At 41.4% G+C, this 17,843-nt stretch carries 15 protein-coding genes; 14 read left to right on the forward strand and 1 reads right to left on the reverse strand.

Annotated elements, in window-relative coordinates; all coding sequences use genetic code 11:
- The 5 genes from B2R65_RS11000 to ihfA form a co-directional block, all read left to right on the forward strand.
- Window positions 1–748: DUF2066 domain-containing protein (locus B2R65_RS11000; RefSeq protein ID WP_286742537.1), on the forward strand; the 748-nt coding region annotated here is incomplete at its 5' end.
- Complete coding sequence (gene hda / locus B2R65_RS11005; RefSeq protein WP_004587231.1) at window positions 748–1,458, forward strand: DnaA regulatory inactivator Hda; 711 nt, start codon at window positions 748–750, stop codon at window positions 1,456–1,458. The genes B2R65_RS11000 and hda, both read left to right, overlap by 1 nt.
- 82 nt (window positions 1,459–1,540) lie before the next feature.
- Window positions 1,541–2,521 (forward strand): phenylalanine--tRNA ligase subunit alpha, encoded by a 981-nt coding sequence (gene pheS, locus B2R65_RS11010; RefSeq protein ID WP_004587232.1) that lies wholly within the window; start codon window positions 1,541–1,543, stop codon window positions 2,519–2,521.
- A gap of 15 nt (window positions 2,522–2,536) precedes the next feature.
- Entirely contained in the window at window positions 2,537–4,924 is a 2,388-nt protein-coding gene (pheT, locus tag B2R65_RS11015; protein WP_286742541.1) for a phenylalanine--tRNA ligase subunit beta, read from the forward strand.
- Between the two features lie 2 nt (window positions 4,925–4,926).
- On the forward strand, window positions 4,927–5,226 hold the full coding sequence (gene ihfA / locus B2R65_RS11020; protein ID WP_002960690.1) for an integration host factor subunit alpha: 300 nt from the start codon (window positions 4,927–4,929) through the stop codon (window positions 5,224–5,226).
- A gap of 89 nt (window positions 5,227–5,315) precedes the next feature.
- Here the strand turns inward: ihfA and B2R65_RS11025 are convergent, their stop codons facing one another.
- Window positions 5,316–6,116: a DUF2989 domain-containing protein gene (locus tag B2R65_RS11025; protein ID WP_004587234.1), complete on the reverse strand. Its 801-nt coding sequence runs from the start codon at window positions 6,114–6,116 to the stop codon at window positions 5,316–5,318.
- A 174-nt stretch (window positions 6,117–6,290) separates the two neighbouring features.
- On the opposite strand from B2R65_RS11025, the gene B2R65_RS11030 reads away from it, so the two are divergent.
- The 9 genes from B2R65_RS11030 to B2R65_RS11070 form a co-directional block, all read left to right on the forward strand.
- Window positions 6,291–7,733, forward strand: a complete 1,443-nt coding sequence (locus B2R65_RS11030) for a glyceraldehyde-3-phosphate dehydrogenase (protein ID WP_286742574.1) — start codon at window positions 6,291–6,293, stop codon at window positions 7,731–7,733.
- A gap of 315 nt (window positions 7,734–8,048) precedes the next feature.
- Window positions 8,049–9,176, forward strand: coding sequence for a M14 family metallopeptidase (locus B2R65_RS11035; protein WP_286742592.1), 1,128 nt, complete (start codon window positions 8,049–8,051; stop codon window positions 9,174–9,176).
- Window positions 9,177–9,334: 158 nt separating this feature from the next.
- Entirely contained in the window at window positions 9,335–11,002 is a 1,668-nt protein-coding gene (locus tag B2R65_RS11040; protein ID WP_286742595.1) for an alanine/glycine:cation symporter family protein, read from the forward strand.
- A gap of 59 nt (window positions 11,003–11,061) precedes the next feature.
- Window positions 11,062–11,388 carry a hypothetical protein gene (locus tag B2R65_RS11045; RefSeq protein WP_004587238.1) on the forward strand — a complete coding sequence of 109 codons (327 nt, stop codon included), beginning with the start codon at window positions 11,062–11,064 and terminating at the stop codon, window positions 11,386–11,388.
- A 1-nt stretch (window position 11,389) separates the two neighbouring features.
- Window positions 11,390–11,671, forward strand: a complete 282-nt coding sequence (locus B2R65_RS11050; RefSeq protein ID WP_004587239.1) for a YeaC family protein — start codon at window positions 11,390–11,392, stop codon at window positions 11,669–11,671.
- Window positions 11,661–14,342: a DUF349 domain-containing protein gene (locus B2R65_RS11055; RefSeq protein WP_286742598.1), complete on the forward strand. Its 2,682-nt coding sequence runs from the start codon at window positions 11,661–11,663 to the stop codon at window positions 14,340–14,342. The genes B2R65_RS11050 and B2R65_RS11055 overlap by 11 nt, the downstream gene beginning before the upstream one ends.
- Before the next feature lie 93 nt (window positions 14,343–14,435).
- Window positions 14,436–14,993 carry a YceB family lipoprotein gene (locus B2R65_RS11060; RefSeq protein ID WP_286742601.1) on the forward strand — a complete coding sequence of 186 codons (558 nt, stop codon included), beginning with the start codon at window positions 14,436–14,438 and terminating at the stop codon, window positions 14,991–14,993.
- Window positions 14,994–15,108: 115 nt separating this feature from the next.
- A complete protein-coding gene (locus B2R65_RS11065; protein WP_248534240.1) occupies window positions 15,109–16,428 on the forward strand; it encodes an ABC1 kinase family protein in 1,320 nt (439 codons plus the stop codon).
- Between the two features lie 57 nt (window positions 16,429–16,485).
- Window positions 16,486–17,843: sigma-54 interaction domain-containing protein (locus B2R65_RS11070; RefSeq protein ID WP_286742605.1), on the forward strand; the 1,358-nt coding region annotated here is incomplete at its 3' end.

The following is a 17,843-nucleotide window of genomic DNA, read 5'->3' on the forward strand; positions in this document are numbered from 1 at the left end:
TGAATTAATTAAAGAATTAAATTTACCTCTTTGGGGCGTCCAGCGTCCATTAGTTGCTATTTGGTTAGGTATTGAAGATAACTGGCGTAGAGAGCTTGTTACACAAGAAAGCTATCCTCAGTTAGAGCAGCTTATATATGACAAAGCCGGTCGACGTGGTTTACCCGTTGTAGTGCCGCTATTAGATTTACAAGACAGACGTTTGGTTGGCATTCCTGAAGTATGGGGAAATTTTTCAGAGCCTGTTGAAGAGGCGTCGCGCCGTTATAGTGCAGAGCGAAGCATTACAGCAAGAATGTATCAAGAGCCCGACAGCGAAACCTGGATTTTAGACTGGCGTTTTACTAATGACGATTTATTTGATTCAAACCGACTTGAAGGTGATAAACAACAAATAGTAGGCCAGATGATAGACAGCTTAGCGTTGGGGTTAGCCAATGAATACGCTATCGACCCTAACGCGTATTATGAACAGGCAGCGGCTACGCTCACCTTAAAAGGCACTCAAAGCTTTGTAGATATAGAACTTGCAAAGCGTCGTCTACAAAGTTTGAGTGTAGTGACGCAAGCAACAATAATGCGCAAAACCCCAGAATTTGTTGAGTTTAAGCTTAACCACACCGGCAGTGTGGGCGATCTTAAAAAAGGCCTTGGCCTTGATAGTGCCTTTAGAGATTATGTTGACCCTCGCGCATTTTACCATGTTGTAGATAAAAACAGTCTTGAGTATCAGTGGGTCGGTGAGTAATGCTAAGTGCTGAGCCTATGCAAATGGCACTTCCAGTCACCTTGCCTGATGATGAAACATTTGCATCTTATTTTGGTGGGGAAGACTCTTTAGAGGTAAACCACCTTAAAGCGAGCTTTTCTAAGCTTGCCAACAAGTTTCAGTATACTTATTTGTGCGGCTTAGGCGATTCTGGTAAATCCCACTTATTGTACGCAACCTGCATACAAGCCCAAGAGCGTGGTTTGTCAAACATGCTGTTGTCTATGCGTGAAGTTATCGACTTTGGCCCTATGGTGTTAGATGGTTTAGAAGCACTTGATGTATTATGTATTGATGATGTGCACTTAGTCGCTGGCAATGACGCATGGGAAAAAGCCCTTTTTAACTTTTTTAATCGCTTTAACGAGCCCGGAAAAATGTTAGTGGTTACGGCCGATTTGCTCCCTGACATGCTTAATATCACCTTGCCCGACTTAGAGTCTCGGCTAAAGTGGGGAACCACCTTTCAAATTCGATCAATGAGTGATGATGATAAAGCACAAGCACTGGTTAAGCGAGCGCATATGCGTGGGCTTGAACTAAGCGATGAATGCGCGCGCTTTTTATTAACTCGCTTGAGTCGTGATATGCGTGCTTTACTAGACGTATTAGACAAATTAGATCACGCATCAATGGCCGCTCAACGAAAATTAACAATTCCCTTCATAAAATCAACGTTAAAGCTGTAGTAGGTCTAGAATCTAGACCCTGCTTTCAGTTATCATTAGTCAACAAAATTGTAATCACCTTCTGTGAAAGATCAGGTATCGAATGAACTTAGAAAATATTTTAGCGCAAGCACTTGAGGCAGTTGCCAGTGCCAGTGAAATCGCGCAACTAGAAGAGATCAGGGTTAATTACCTTGGTAAAAAAGGCGAAATCACAAGCTTACTTAAAACACTGGGTAAAATTGCTCCTGAAGAACGCAAAGAAGCAGGCCAAGTAATAAACCAAGCTAAGCAAGATGTACAAGCTGCCATTAACGAAAAGCGTGAGCTTTTAGCAAGTAAAGCGCTTGAAGAAAAGCTAGCAGCTGAAACAATTGATGTAACTTTACCAGGGCGCGTAATGCCTACAGGTGGCCTTCATCCGGTAACACGCACAATCGAGCGTATAGAAAGCTTTTTTGGCGAGCTAGGTTTTGAAGTTAAATCAGGCCCAGAAGTAGAAGATGATTTTCATAACTTTGATGCGCTAAATATTCCTGAGCATCACCCAGCGCGTGCTGATCACGATACCTTTTATTTTAATCCTAAGTTAGTACTGCGTACCCAAACAAGTGGTGTGCAAATTCGTACTATGGAAACAGAGCAACCGCCACTGCGAATTATTTCGCCAGGTCGAGTATATCGTAACGACTACGACCAAACGCATACTCCAATGTTTCATCAGGTAGAAGGTTTAATGGTTGATACTGATGTAAGCTTCACAGAGCTTAAAGGTATTTTACACGACTTCTTACGTAACTTTTTTGAAGAAGACATGGAAATTCGTTTCCGTCCTTCATTCTTCCCATTTACAGAGCCTTCAGCTGAAGTAGATGTTATGGGTAAAGACGGTAAATGGCTTGAAGTATTAGGTTGTGGCATGGTTCACCCTAACGTACTTAAGTCAGTAGGTATTGACCCAGAAAAATACACCGGTTTTGCTTTTGGTATGGGCGTAGAGCGCTTAACCATGCTGCGCTATGGCGTAAATGACTTACGTGCATTTTTTGAAAATGACTTAAAATTCCTAAACCAGTTCCGTTAAGAGTGAAAATATAAAATGAAATTTAGTGAAAAGTGGTTAAGAGAGTGGGTAAATCCTGCTATTGATACGCAAGCTCTTTCGGAACAGCTTTCTATGGCTGGCCTTGAGGTTGACGCAGTTGAGAGCGCGGCAGCGGATTTTAACGGCGTAGTGGTTGGTGAAGTTGTTGAGTGCGCACTGCACCCAGATGCAGATAAACTTCGCGTTACTAAAATCAATGTAGGTGGCGATGAGCTACTTGATATTGTGTGTGGTGCGCCAAACTGTCGCCAAGGCATTAAAGTCGCTGTTGCAACAGTGGGCGCTGTTTTACCGGGCGACTTTAAAATTAAAAAAGCCAAATTACGCGGTCAGCCATCACACGGTATGCTGTGTGCTTTTGTTGAGCTAGGTATTAGCGAAGAAGGCGACGGCATCATGGAATTGCCAAGCGATGCGCCAATTGGTACAGACCTGCGCGAATACTTAGGCCTTGATGACAACATAATTGATGTGGACTTAACGCCAAACCGTGGTGATTGCTTGGGTATAAAAGGCCTTGCACGCGAAGTAGGTGTATTAAACAGCGTTGATGTAAACGAGCTACAAATTCCAGCAGTTAGCGGCACTATTGACGATGAAGTATCTATCGAGCTTGTTAATGCTGACGCGTGTCCGCGTTACTTAGGGCGTGTAATCAAAGGTATTAGCCTTGATGCAGAAACACCACTTTGGATGGTTGAAAAGCTTCGCCGTAGTGGTATTCGCTCAATTGACCCTGTTGTTGATGTTACTAACTATGTATTACTAGAACTCGGCCACCCAATGCATGCATTTGATTTAAATGCAATTGAAGGCGGCATTAAGGTTCGCAGTGCCAATGCAGGCGAAGAGTTAGTATTGCTTGATGGTAATACTGTAAAACTGAACGAATCAACACTTGTGATAGCCGATCATAATAAAGCACTTGCGATTGCCGGTATTTTTGGCGGTGAGCAATCAGGTGTAACAGAAAAAACGTCTGATATTTTATTAGAAAGCGCGTTTTTTAATCCAGTCGCAATTGCAGGTCAAGCCCGTAGTTACGGTTTACATACCGATGCATCACACCGCTATGAACGTGGCGTAGATTTTACCCTGCAACACGATGCAATGGAGCGCGCAACTGCTTTATTACTTGATATTGTTGGCGGTGAAGCAGGACCTGTTGTAGAAGCTGTAGCTGCTGATAAACTGCCAAAAGTGACAGAAGTACGCCTACGTCGTGCGCGTTTAGACCGCGTAATTGGTCATCATATTGACGATGCGAAAGTGACTGATATTCTGACTCGTTTAGGCTTAGACGTTAAGTTTGAAAACGACAGTTGGAGCGCTGATATTCCAAGCTACCGCTTCGATATTCGTATTGAAGAAGACTTAATTGAAGAAGTTGCTCGTGTTTATGGTTACAACAGTATTCCAAATGTTGCGCCAACCGCAAAGTTAAAAATGACTACACATGACGAGTCAACAATTGCGCTAAGTAAGTTTCGAAATACGTTAGTGACACGTGGCTACCAAGAAGCAATTACGTACAGCTTTGTAGACCCTAAAGCACAAGCTATTATACACCCACAAAGTAATCCGCTTATACTGCCGCACCCAATTTCAATTGAAATGTCGGCTATGCGTGTAAGCTTAATGCCAGGGCTTTTAGCATCGGTTGCGTATAATCAAAACCGTCAACAACCACGTATTCGTCTATTTGAGCATGGTCTTAAATTTATCAGCGACGACAGCGCAGAAAATGGCCTGCAGCAAGTCCCTGTCATTGGCGGTGTGATCACTGGCCTTGCACACGGCGAGCATTGGGTTGAGCAAAAACGCAACGTTGATTTTTACGACTTAAAAGGTGATGTTGAAGCCTTATTAGCAATCACCAACGATACAAGCCGTTTTGAAATTAAAGCAGAACAGTCAGACGGTTTACATCCAGGCCAATCAGCAGTTATTTATGTTGAAGGTAAAAAGGTAGGATTTTTTGGTGCTCTTCATCCTCAAGTGCAAAAATCGTTAGATATCAATAACGCAACTTTTGTATTTGAAATAGAAATGTCTGCAATAGAAAAAAGAAATTTACCGCAAGCTGTAGGGGTTTCAAAATTCCCTTCAAATCGCCGCGACATCGCGATTTTAGTGGCTGACAGCGTTAATTCAGGTGATATTTTAAGCACAATAGAAAAAGTTGGCGGAAATCAATTGGTTGACCTAAACTTATTCGATGTGTATAAGGGCAAAGGTATTGAGCCAAATTATAAGAGTTTGGCGATTGCTCTAACACTGCAGGCGGTTGATAGAACACTCGAAGAGAAAGATATCAATCTGGTAGTTGATAACGTGGTGGCCACATTGGCCGAAAAGTTTAATGCATCGTTGAGGGACTAGATATGGCGCTTACTAAAGCCGACATAGCTGAACACCTATTTGAAAAGCTCGGGATCAATAAAAAAGATGCCAAAGATTTAGTTGAAGCGTTTTTTGAAGAAATCCGCTCAGCGCTTGAAAAAGGCGAGCAGGTTAAGCTCTCTGGATTTGGTAACTTTGATCTTCGTGATAAAAAAGAAAGACCAGGCCGTAACCCGAAAACAGGAGAAGACATTCCTATTTCGGCGCGCCGCGTGGTGACCTTTAGACCAGGTCAAAAGCTTAAAACCCGTGTAGAAGTGGGCACAAGCAAAGCAAAATAAAAAAGGGCAGCGTAAGCTGCCTTTTTTATTTAAAAAACCATCTGGCATCATGTTTTAAAACACATTTATTGCCAGGGGGTTTTGCTTACCTAAAATTCTCTCGGCGATACAAACTCACCGTTTTGTATTTGTTCATACGTTTGTTGAGCAAGGGCATCGAGCGCATCTAAATTTTTACCATCGCTCATCAGTTGGTGCTCAATGGGTAGTAAATCTATATTCTCAATGCCAGCGCTTTGCGCCACTTTCGAAAAAATGTAAGCGTGCTTATATTTATCATGTTTATAAAACAAGCTGATTAACGAGGTATACACTTCAGGGTTTGGCTGTTGCCCTTGTTTATTTAGCTCAAGCGTTTTATATAGCAAATCAATTGTTTTTTCATCGTCAAACTTAATGTAATAAGAAGCTAGATAAAACTGCATTTCTGCACTGTTGGTTACGCTTTCATCATTTTCCATTGCAAGTAAACGAGTCAGCGCACTTTGCTCATTGTTACGTGACCAATGATAGTAAAGCAAACCTGGGTGGTTAGTGTTTTTTGTGTCTTGATAAAGTCGGGTCATCTCTTTAATGCTAGTAAGCTGACCTTCAATACGCGATGTTGTTTTAGACTTTAGTTTAATATGTTCTATTTTTGCGGCTAAAGTAATACATTGATTATATGACTCAAACCCCTTAAGCAATTGGTATTTGTTTTCATCTGTGGGTTTTTTATATTCTATATAGCGTTTTAAAATAACCTCAGAGCGCTCATTTTTACAATGGCTATCTTTATTTAAATCACTACAAAAGCCAGGTGTTTCTTTACATACCTGAGCGAGAGTCAGTGGTTCTTCGCATCCTGTTAACGCTAGCATTGTTAGTATTGCGCTTGCTCTTAAAACCATCCCTTAACCTCAAATGAATATATACATTACTATTCTAGCGCAATCATTTGTGCGCTAACAGTAGAGAATAACTTTAGATTAACTTAGAATAGCCCTGCCTGAAGTGCATTACTCTCAAAATCTAATGCATTTTTAAAGGCTATCCGTTCAAAATGATTAAATTAGGTAAATAAAATGACCTCATCTCACGAATTAGAATATACAAATAGTTGGCAAGAACGCCAAGATTACGCTGAAAGCATGCAACCTATCATTGGTAAGCTTTATCGTAACCGTGGCATAGAAATCGCTGTATATGGCCGTCCTCTCGTTAATGCCAGTACTATCGATATTATCAAATCACACAAAACTGTAGCGCAATTTGAAGGCACTAAATTACGTTTACGCGAGAGCTTTCCGTTTTTAGAAGCCATTAGTAAAATGGAGCTAAACTCAGCACGTATTGATATTGGTAAACTTGCTTATAGCTATTTGTACAGCGATGCTGCTAATGGCCGCACAGTTGATGAATTTGTTAAAGACGAATTAGCCGAAATTGCAGACTCACCAGCCAAAGAGCCGCGGGATGTTGTATTGTATGGCTTTGGTCGTATAGGGCGTTTGTTAGCACGTTTACTAATCGAAAAATCAGGCCCTTATGCCGACTTACGTTTACGCGCAATTGTGGTACGTGGCGGTAAAGAAGGTGACCTTGAGAAACGTGCAAGCTTACTGCGTCGCGATTCAATTCATGGTCCATTTAATGGCTCAATCACAATTGACACGAAGCGTAATGCAATTAAAGCGAATGGCAGCTACATCCAAGTGATTTATGCTAACTCGCCAAGTGAAGTTGATTACACCGCTTACGGTATCGAAAATGCACTCGTAGTTGATAACACTGGTATTTGGAAAGACGAAGCAGGCCTTGGTCAGCACTTAGAGTCTAAAGGGGCTGCAAAAGTACTATTAACAGCACCGGCTAAAGGCAACATTAAAAACATTGTTTATGGTGTAAATAACCAAGACATTAAGCCTGAAGATAAAATCGTGTGTGCAGCAAGCTGTACCACCAATGCGATTACGCCAACCCTTAAAGCATTAAACGATAAGTTTGGTATTAATAACGGCCACGTAGAAACCGTACACTCTTACACAAACGATCAAAACCTTATTGATAACTACCACAAAGCAGAGCGTCGTGGACGTGCTGCTGCACTTAATATGGTAATTACCGAGACAGGCGCAGCTAAAGCGGTATCTAAAGCGCTTCCTGAGCTTGAAGGTAAGCTAACAGGTAATGCGATTCGTGTGCCTACACCTAATGTGTCGCTTGCTATATTAAACTTAAACCTTAATAGCAGCACCTCTGTTGAAGAGCTAAATGCGTTTTTACGCGAAACAGCACTGCATTCAGAACTGCGTGACCAAATTGATTACACCGCATCAACCGAAATCGTATCTACCGATTTAGTCGGTAGCCGCTACGCAGGTGTTGTAGACTCGCAAGCAACAATTGTTGAAGGTAACCGCGTTGTTTTATACGTATGGTACGACAATGAATTTGGCTACAGCTGCCAAGTAGTTCGTTGTATGCGTGATATGGCTGAAGTTGCTTTCCCAAGCTTACCTCGCTAATTTAAACGCAATTATACTAAGCCAGCTTTTTTGCTGGCTTTTTTAGTCGCGTTATATTTTTAAAGTGTACCCTGTGTGGTAGGCTTTAATTATTGAAATGCTTATTTGGTTTCATTCAATAATGCATTTTACTATTTAACCTGCATTCTGCTTGAGATAGCTCAATTATCCACAGTACAGGTTTTAAATAGTGTCAGTTCTGCACTTTTAGGCCGCTCTTTTTTGTAATTTAGTGACCAAAATAGAGTCAATTTAATCCAAAATATCAACGTGCCTAACAAAGCAGATAAACTTATTCTACCTTAAGGTTTTTTCATGAAAATCAGCAGCAATTTTGATAGTGGTAACATAAAGGTTATCGAAGCCAACGATCCGTTAAATATTCAATTAGAGATAAACAACGATCACCAGTCTGAATTTTACCAGTGGTTTCACTTTCGTCTAGAAACAACGCCTTATCAACTGCATAAGTTAAACATTAATAATTTAGAAAACTCTGCCTACCCAGATGGATGGGAAGGCTACCAAGCTGTTGCCTCATACGACCGTCAAACATGGTTCCGTGTGCCTTCAAATTACGAAAATGGCACGCTTACCTTTGAACTAGAGCCTGAATGCCCCAGTGTATATTTTGCTTACTTTGCGCCATATAGCTACGACCGTCATTTAGATTTATTAGCCTGGGCGCAAAGCGAAGAGCTTTGCCAATTACAAACATTAGGTGAAACACTTGATGGCCGTGATATGAGCGTGCTTAAAATTGGTCAGCCTAGTGAAGATAAAAAAACAATCTGGATCACAGCGCGCCAACACCCAGGTGAAACTATGGCAGAATGGTTTGTAGAAGGGCTATTACACAAACTACTAGATGATGAAGACCCGCATGCCGCTGCTCTTTTATCAAAAGCTGTATTTTATGTAGTACCAAACATGAACCCAGATGGCAGCGTACGTGGACACCTTCGTACTAATGCAAAAGGTGTTAACTTAAACCGTGAATGGCAAACGCCTAGCATGGAAAATAGCCCAGAAGTGTATTTAGTACTGAATAAAATGCGCGAAACTGGCCTCGATATGCATTTAGATATACACGGTGATGAAGCTATTCCTTATAACTTTGTGGCGGGCAGTGAAGGTATTCCAAGCTACGATGACCGCTTAAAAGACTTAGAAGATAGCTTTAAAGCAGCGCTACTTACTATAACGCCAGAGTTTCAAGATGAGCACGGTTACGATAAAGACGAGCCGGGCAAAGCTAATTTAACAGTTGGCTCATCTGCAACGGCAGAAGAATTTAAAGCACTTACTTACACAATTGAGATGCCTTTTAAAGACAATAAAGACTTACCAGACCCAGATTACGGCTGGTCAGACCGCCGCTCGTATCAATTTGGTCAAGATACTTTAGCGGCAATCGTAAATGTCGTTGATAAATTAAGATAAATTAGTATAAGGTAAGGGCAACATTAAAATGTTGCCCTTTTTTATTACATAATTAACAAATAATAAAAGTGCGCAATAGCTTAGTTATCGTATTACCTAGCTCTGAGTAAGTAATAAACAATCAACAGTCTCAAATAAAATAATAAGAGGTATTTAGCGTGGATGCATTCGGACAACTTTTAGATAGCCTAGATGGCATGTTAGGGGGCGCAGTTTGGTTTCCCTATGTGCTGCTAGGAGTCGGTCTATTTTTTACTATTTATTTAAAGTTCCCACAAATTCGTTATTTCAAACATGCGTGTAAAGTAGTTACAGGCAAATTTGATAAAAAAGGCACCGAGGGTGACACAACCCATTTTCAAGCACTGGCTACTGCGCTCTCTGGTACGGTAGGTACAGGTAACATTGGTGGGGTAGCCTTGGCTATTTCTATTGGTGGCCCCGCGGCATTATTTTGGATGTGGATGACGGCATTTTTTGGTATGACCACCAAATTTGTAGAAGTTACGCTTTCACATAAATACCGCGAAAAAACCCAAGATGGCACCATGGCGGGTGGCCCTATGTATTACATGGATAAACGCCTAAACATGAAGTGGCTTGCTATTTTATTTGCTGTTGCCACTGTAATTAGCTCTTTTGGTACGGGCAGTTTGCCACAAATTAACAACATAGCGCAGGGTATGGAAGCCACATTTGGTTTTGCACCTATGGCAACCGGTGCTGTGTTATCTATTTTACTTGCGTTGGTTATTTTAGGTGGTATTCGTCGTATTGCTGCTATTACATCACGTGTTGTGCCCATTATGGCCGTGATTTATATCATAGGTGCGTTAGGTGTTATTTTTTATAACATTGAAAACATCGGCCCTTCGTTTGCGTCAATATTTGTTGATGCATTTACAGGCTCTGCTGCAGCCGGTGGCTTTTTAGGCGCCTCTTTTGCGTATGCATTTAACAGAGGTGTTAACCGTGGCTTGTTCTCAAATGAAGCCGGTCAAGGTTCTGCACCCATTGCCCACGCATCGGCAAAAGCTGATGAACCTGTGTCTGAAGGAATGGTTTCAATTTTAGAGCCGTTTATCGATACCATTATTATTTGTACATTAACAGGCTTAGTTATTTTATCGTCGGGTGTGTGGAATGAAAAATTCGAAACACATTTTGAACGATCGTCAATGAGCATTATTAAAGGTGACTACTCAGAAACCAACGAAGCGCAGCGCCAAGAGCTATACAATTACCTAAATGGTAATGATAGCAAGGTAGAGCTATTCAACGGCAACATTGATGTAGTTAATGGCGAGCCAACAAGTGATGGCTTTACCGTATTACATTCACGCTCCATTGGTGAAGACATACGTTTTGGTATTACCGACAAACATAAGTACACAGGTATTGTTGAAGTTAAAAACGGCATGCCAACCGATGACAGCATTAGTTTAATTGGTAAATCGTTAGTGCACTCAGCAGAGCTGACAACTAAAGCGTTTACCCGAGGCTTTTTTGGCGATAGCGGCCAATACATAGTATCGATAGGCTTATTGTTATTCGCGTTTTCTACTGCCATTGCGTGGTCGTACTACGGTGACCGTGCCATGATTTACTTACTTGGTAATCGCTCAGTTATGCCGTATCGCGTATTTTATGTTGCTGCGTTCTTTTGGGCTTCGTTTGCCGATACCACTTTAGTATGGAAATTAGCAGCCGTTGCAATTGTCGTTATGACCTTGCCTAACTTATTTGGCATTATGTTATTGCGCAAAGAAATGAAACAATCCGTAGATGACTACTGGGTTAAATTCAAAAAAGACAACGAGCAATAAAACAAGTACAATAAAAGGCGCCGCAAGGCGCTTTTTTTATGCGTAGTATGGAGAGTAGTATGGCGATTATTCATTGCCCCAAATGTGCAAAATCAATTTCAGATAAACATCAGCAGTGTCCGCATTGCAATAGTAACATTGGCGCGCTTAACTCTGAGCAGGTACAACAGCTTCAGCGCGAACAGCGAATTAAAAAACAGCAAATGTTTATGAACCATTCTTTCTTGGCGCTCATACTATTTTTAGGTGGCTTTTTTTGCTTATACTTTTTACAACCCGCAAAAGAAACCCTGCAATGGTACGCGTATACAGTAGCGATTGGTGTTGGCTGTATTTGGTACTTAGTAAACCGCGTTATTTTAGTGACTCTAAAAAAGAAAAGATGACATGAATATTGACAACCTTGTACAAAATATAACCCCAGAATTATTTGAGCGTTTACAGTACGGTGCTTCAACCGGCAAATGGCCCGATGGCACGCCGCTCTCTGATGAGCAAAAGCAACAAACGGTGCAACTTGTTATGCTTTACCAAGCTAAAATAGCGCAATCAAACGAGCAATTTACCATTGGCGCTAATGGCGAAATGATCCAAAAGACAAAAGCACAACTACAAAAAGAATTTAAATCAGAAAACGAAATAGCTAGGTTTAGTGAACATGATCTTTAAACACCTTTTTACACCTAAGTGGAAACACCCAAAGCAGCAAGTTCGTCTAGACGCAATCGAAAAACTTGATGTAGAGCGCGACGCATCAATTTTAAGCACATTAGCGCTGGAAGATAACTCAGCCGAAATACGCCGCAAAGCATTACAAAAAGTAAATAACTTACCACTGTGGTGGAAAGCCTATAAACAAGATCACGCGCTAAAAGATGTAGCCGAAATACAAATTTCAAACGCAGTGCTAAACAACGAAAGCGCACTGAGCACGCAAATTAAAAGTGAGTATATAGACCGTTTTGCACCGGTTAAAACACTAGAAAAACTCGCCTTTGCAGAGAAAGAACTGCAAGTACGCGTTAAACTTTTAAAGCGCTTAGCTAATCCTAAATTAATTGAAAAAGCGTTTAAAGAGGGCAGCGAAGAGCTTCAAAGCCAACTTGTAGAGCTCGTTATAACGCATCAACTTATTAAACCATTAGTAAAGCACGCTAAAGGCGATGCTAAGCAGCAGCTTGAGCAACACATTGAAAACGAACGCTTAGCGATTGAAATGCCCGCTCAGGTAGAGAGCGCAACACGCGTTATTTTAGCAAAGCTAAATGCCCTGCGAGATAAAAACGATTACGCCATAGTAAACCCACAAGCCGGCGAATTAATGGTGCAGTGGCAAGCACTTGAACTTAAATGGTTAAGCGAAGAGCATGTTAAAGAGCTAGATAAAAAATACATCAGCATTACCGATAAACTCGATGCGCATATTGCTACGTTAAAAGCTCAGCACGAGCAACAACAGCAGCGTTTAGTCGAGCAACAACGCCAATTATTAGCTCTGGCAACACTTGAGGCATTGAGCGAAGAAATAGAAAACGCGTTGCAATTAGGCTTAGAAACCCCAGAGCAAATTCAGCAAGATTGGTTAGAGGCTAAAGTAGCGCAAGCTAAGCAAACGTTAACTGATGCCCAACACGGCGATAACGCACAAACTAAGCAAGTTATTACAAAGCTTGAAAAACTATTCAATCAGGTGGCTAAACTACCAGAGCTTAGTAGCGCAATTGCACAGTATAAAATTGCTTTTGAACAGCTTAAAGAAATTGAGCCTGCGCAGCAGCTAGCTGATTACGATGATGTTTTAACTCGTTTTAATAACGCATTTAAACAAACTCGTAGCCATTTAAATGTGGTTGATGGGGCATTGCAGCAAAACTTTAAATCGCAATTAAATACGCATAAAAAGCAGTTTTTAGCGCAAATGAGTGAGCTGACAAAACCGCTTGAAAAAAACCAAAGCACAGCCAAACGTAAAGCACGCGATGTAAAACGCCTTATTGAGCAAGGCCGCTTTAATGTTGCTTTTGGTGTATTTAAAGGCTTTGAAGAGTTGTTTGATAAGTTAACACCGCAATTTCAGCAGCCACTCGTAAACTTAAAAGCCGATTTAGAAGCACAACTTGCAGAAGCAAAAGATTGGCAAAAATACGCAGCCGCGCCAAAACGCGAAGCCTTACTTGAAGAAGTGGCAGGGTTAGTCGACCAACCGTGTGACGACCCACAACATCGCGCTGAGCAAGTTAAAGCGTTTCGTAAGCGTTGGAACGAGCTTGGCCGTTTAGATACAGAGCAAGAAAAACAACAAGGTGAGCAGTTTGATAGCAACATAGAGCTGTTGTTTGCACCGTGTCGTAGTTACTTTGCCGAGCAAGAAGTGGCGCGCGAAGCGGCAAAAGCCCAGCGTGAAATACTGATAAACGATATGCAAGCACTAAGCGAGCAAGACACCGCTATTGAAAGCTTTGATTGGAAGCAGTTTGAAAGCCAATACAACCGTTTAAATAAAGCGTGGCGTAGCGTGGGTAAAGTTGACCCTAAAACATACCGCGTATTAAACGAAAGCTTTAAAACACAGCAGCAGAGCGTACTTGCTATATTAAATGCATACCATAAAGGTAACGCAGCACAAAAAAATGCCTTAGTGGAGCGCGCCTCAGCGCTTTCGCAAAGTGAAGATTTAGCTGCAGCATGCCAAGAGTTAAAGCAATTACAACAGCAATGGCAAAGTATAGGTTTTGCAGGTTTAAAAGCCGAAAATGCGCTGTGGCAAAAGTTTCGCCAATATAACGATGAAACCTTTAGCAAACGTAGCAGTGAGTTTGAGCAGCAAAAGCTGGCTCAAAACGAAACAGATAAACAAGCTGCAATAGAACTGGCTGAGCTAGAAAGTGCCCTTGAGCAAGTTAATCAAAAAGCCCAATTGCATGACCTAGAAACCAAAGTAAAAGGCTACGCGCAATATAAATCGCTTGCGTCAAAAGTGGCAGCATTATTAAGTGCTATTGACGAAAAGCTAGCTTTACTAACAAGCCAAGCGCAGCATGCGCAATTTGAAGCGCTGATCACTGCACTTGAAAACAACGATGTAGTGCCAAGCCAATTTCAAGCACCGTTAGCGACATCGCTTAGTAGTGAACAACTTATTACAAGAATGGAAATTCTTGCCAATGTAAGCTCGCAAAATGCAGCGCTTAGAATGGCAGAGCAAGTAGCCATGCTTGATGATAAACACCGTGGTGAGCATGCTGATTTAAACTATTATTTAAAGCAGCTATTAGCGCTCAGTAAGGGTTCAGTTGAGCCTGACACACTAGCTAAAATTAAAACTATTTTTACAGCATAATATGTAATTAACTTGTATTAAATACAGGTATTGCATAATAAAAGCCGCTGTTTAAGCGGCTTTTTTATAATTACAACGAGGATAAAGGTTAGCATGAGAATTTTATTACTGTTTTTAACCACACTATTTTTAAGCGCATGTAATTCTACACAAGGCGTGTCTGTTTACTCATTTACCAGCTCAGAAGTAGAAAGTGTGCTAGGTAAACAGTTGCCTAAGTTAAGCGAAAAGGTGAGCTTAATGGGGCTGCCAGTGCAGTTTGATGTAAACGATTTAAGTGTAAATATTGGTCCAGATAACCGTGATGTAGTAGTACTTGGTGCAGACTCCAGTGCAGAAATAAATGCATTTGCACTAAAATACCCAGTACGCTTAAAGCTGCAAATTGAAGGCATCCCGTTTTATGACAGTGAAAAAAAAGCCGTGTTTTTACGCAATGTTAAACTACTAGATTCGAGTGTGGATGCAGGTGGCTTTAAAGGTAATTTAGCGGCGCTTGATAATGAAGCGATGGAAGTAATTAATGCTTTTTTAGCCCTCAACCCTGTTTATACGTTAAATATGGACGACCCTAAAATGATGCTGCTAAGCAAATTACCCCTTGATATGAAAGTGGTTGAAGGGGCAATTAAATTAGTACCGCGCCTTTAATGTACAGCACACTGCTTGCGATAGTTTTATTACCCAAACGTTTGGTTAATTAGATCGAGCCCAGTAATATGTACGTATTAATTAGCCTGTTTCTCAGGCTAATTAGGTTTTTATAATGGCAGCTTCGCGCAGCATACCTACCTCAAGACTCTCTCGATTTGCAAAGCTTGGCTCCTTAGCCGGTGGTGTTGCAACCAACATGCTTATAGATGGCACTAAAAGTGCGCTCTCGGGTAATGGTTGGAATAATAAAGCTTTACTCTTACAACCTAAAAACATAGAAAAACTAGCTGTTCAGCTAGCACACCTTCGTGGTGCTGCCATGAAACTAGGGCAATTACTGTCTATGGATGCTGGCGAGCTATTAAGTCCTGAACTTACTCAATTACTCGCATTGCTTCGCGCTGATGCAAACCCAATGCCGCACAATCAATTAGTTAAGGTACTTAAAAGTGAATGGGGTGAAGACTGGCTTAATCGTTTTTCGCATATTGAACTTAGGCCATTTGCAGCGGCGTCTATTGGCCAAGTGCACTTAGCTTATCAAGAAAATGGTGAAAAGCTGGCGGTAAAAATTCAATACCCAGGTATAGCGCAAAGTGTACATAGCGATGTAGACAATGTTATTGCACTATTAAACATTGCGCGGTTAATCCCTAAAGAGCTTGATATACAGCCACTCATAAATGAGGCTAAAGCGCAGCTACTTGCCGAGGCTGATTATGAACGCGAGGCACACTACCTTAAAAGATACGGTGAGTTGCTAAGCCAGCACGTTAATTTTAAAGTGCCTAAAGTATATGGTGTTCACAACACTAAACGTATTTTGGCAATGGAGTATGTGCAAGCAACGCCTATAGAAGCGCTTAGCAATTTACCTCAAGGTGAGCAAAATAACATTGCAGCTAGGCTCATAGATTTATTTTTTAAAGAAATGTTTGAGTTTAAGCTAATTCAAACCGATCCTAACTTTGCTAATTTTCATTATCAGACTCAGAGTAAGCAAATTGTGTTATTTGACTTTGGGGCAACCCGAGAGATCTCGAGTAAGTTGAGCAAGGCTTACCTGTCACTATTTATTGCAGGCACTGAAAACAATAGGGCGGGCGTGTTAAGCGCAGCACGAGAAATAGGTTATTTTAAAGATACCCTACTAGATTCTTACAAAAGCCATGTTATTGATTTGTTTCTAATGGCGTGTGAGCCGCTAAGAACCACTGGCGAGTTTGATTTTAAAAACAGTCCCTTAGCAACAAATATTAAAAATGCAGGGCTAGAGCTGAGCGCACAGTCGCAGCAATGGCATACACCGCCCGTTGATGCGTTGTTTATACATCGTAAGCTCGCTGGGCTTTATTTAATTGCGGCAAAGTTAAATGCAAAAATAGATATTAACGCTTTATTTAAGCCTTATATTAAAGGCCACTTTATTTAACTGTTTAGCGCGTCACTTTATGGCATAATAATCGTGATATTTCGCGAGGATGATGCAATGATAAAACAATTTTTAAATGACCCCAAACTTTTACTTAATGCGGTAGGAGAGGGCATTTACGGCTTTGATTTATCGGGCAATGCGGTGTTTGTTAACCCAGCCGCTGAACGTATGACAGGCTGGAAAGCCCAAGAATTGTTGGGCAAAAAAATACACCAGTATCATCATCACAGCCACGCCGACGGCTCTCCTTATCCAGCCGATGAATGCCAAATATATTGCACCATGTTTGATGGCAAACGCCGCGAGGTTAAAAACGAAGTATTTTGGCGCAAAGACGGCACCTCGTTTGCAGTAGAATACACATCAACCCCCGTTTACAGGCAAGGTGAGTTAATTGGTGCGGTCGCGGTATTTCGCGATATATCGGCGCAGCAGCAAACCCAAAACGAACTTAAGCAAGCGCTTGAGCAAGTTAAGCATTTAAGTGAGCAGCTGCAAGATGAAAATAACTACCTAATTGCAGAGCTTAACGAAGACTGGCAAGACTCAGGTTTAGTTGGTCAGAGCCATGTTTTTCAAGCTATGTTGGCGCAAATTAAACTCGTTAGCGAAACCGACAGCACAGTATTAATTTTAGGTGAAAATGGAACTGGCAAAGAGCTGGTGGCGCGTAACTTACACCGGTTAAGTAAACGCAGTAATCAAGCTTTTATAAAAGTGAACTGCGCAGCGTTTACGCCAAGCTTGTTAGAGTCTGAATTATTTGGCCACGAGCGCGGTGCGTTTACCGGTGCAAACGAGCGACGTAAAGGCCGCTTTGAACTGGCCGACAAAGGCACACTGTTTTTAGACGAAGTTGCTGAGCTGCCATTAGAAGCGCAAAGTAAATTGCTACGGGTATTACAAGAGCAAGAGTTTGAACGGGTTGGCGGTAGTACTACGCTTAAGGTAAATATTAGAGTATTGGCAGCAACCAATCGCGACTTATGGCAAATGGTGCAAAAGGGCACCTTTCGAATTGATTTATATTACCGCCTTAATGTGTTTCCTATTAAAGTGCCAGCGCTTAAAGAGCGCAAAGAAGACATTCCTTATTTATGCACCAATTTAATTACTCAACTAAATAAACGCTTAGCAAAGCAAATAAAAGGGGTGAGTAAAAAAGCAATTAGCCAACTACAAGCTTATGATTGGCCTGGTAATATTCGCGAGTTACAAAACGTACTAGAGCGCGAAGCTATTTTAACTAAACATACTGTCCTTAAACTGAGTCAGCCATTGCATGGCGATGCAAGCACAGCTGTAAATACATCACTTACGCTTGCAGAGGCGCAAAAACAGCACATTATTGCGGTGCTTGAATTGTCACAGTGGCAAATATCTGGCGATAAAGGCGCTGCTTGCAAATTAGG

This window comes from Pseudoalteromonas sp. UBA2102 (assembly GCF_002331165.1).
GTDB lineage: Bacteria > Pseudomonadota > Gammaproteobacteria > Enterobacterales > Alteromonadaceae > Pseudoalteromonas > Pseudoalteromonas atlantica.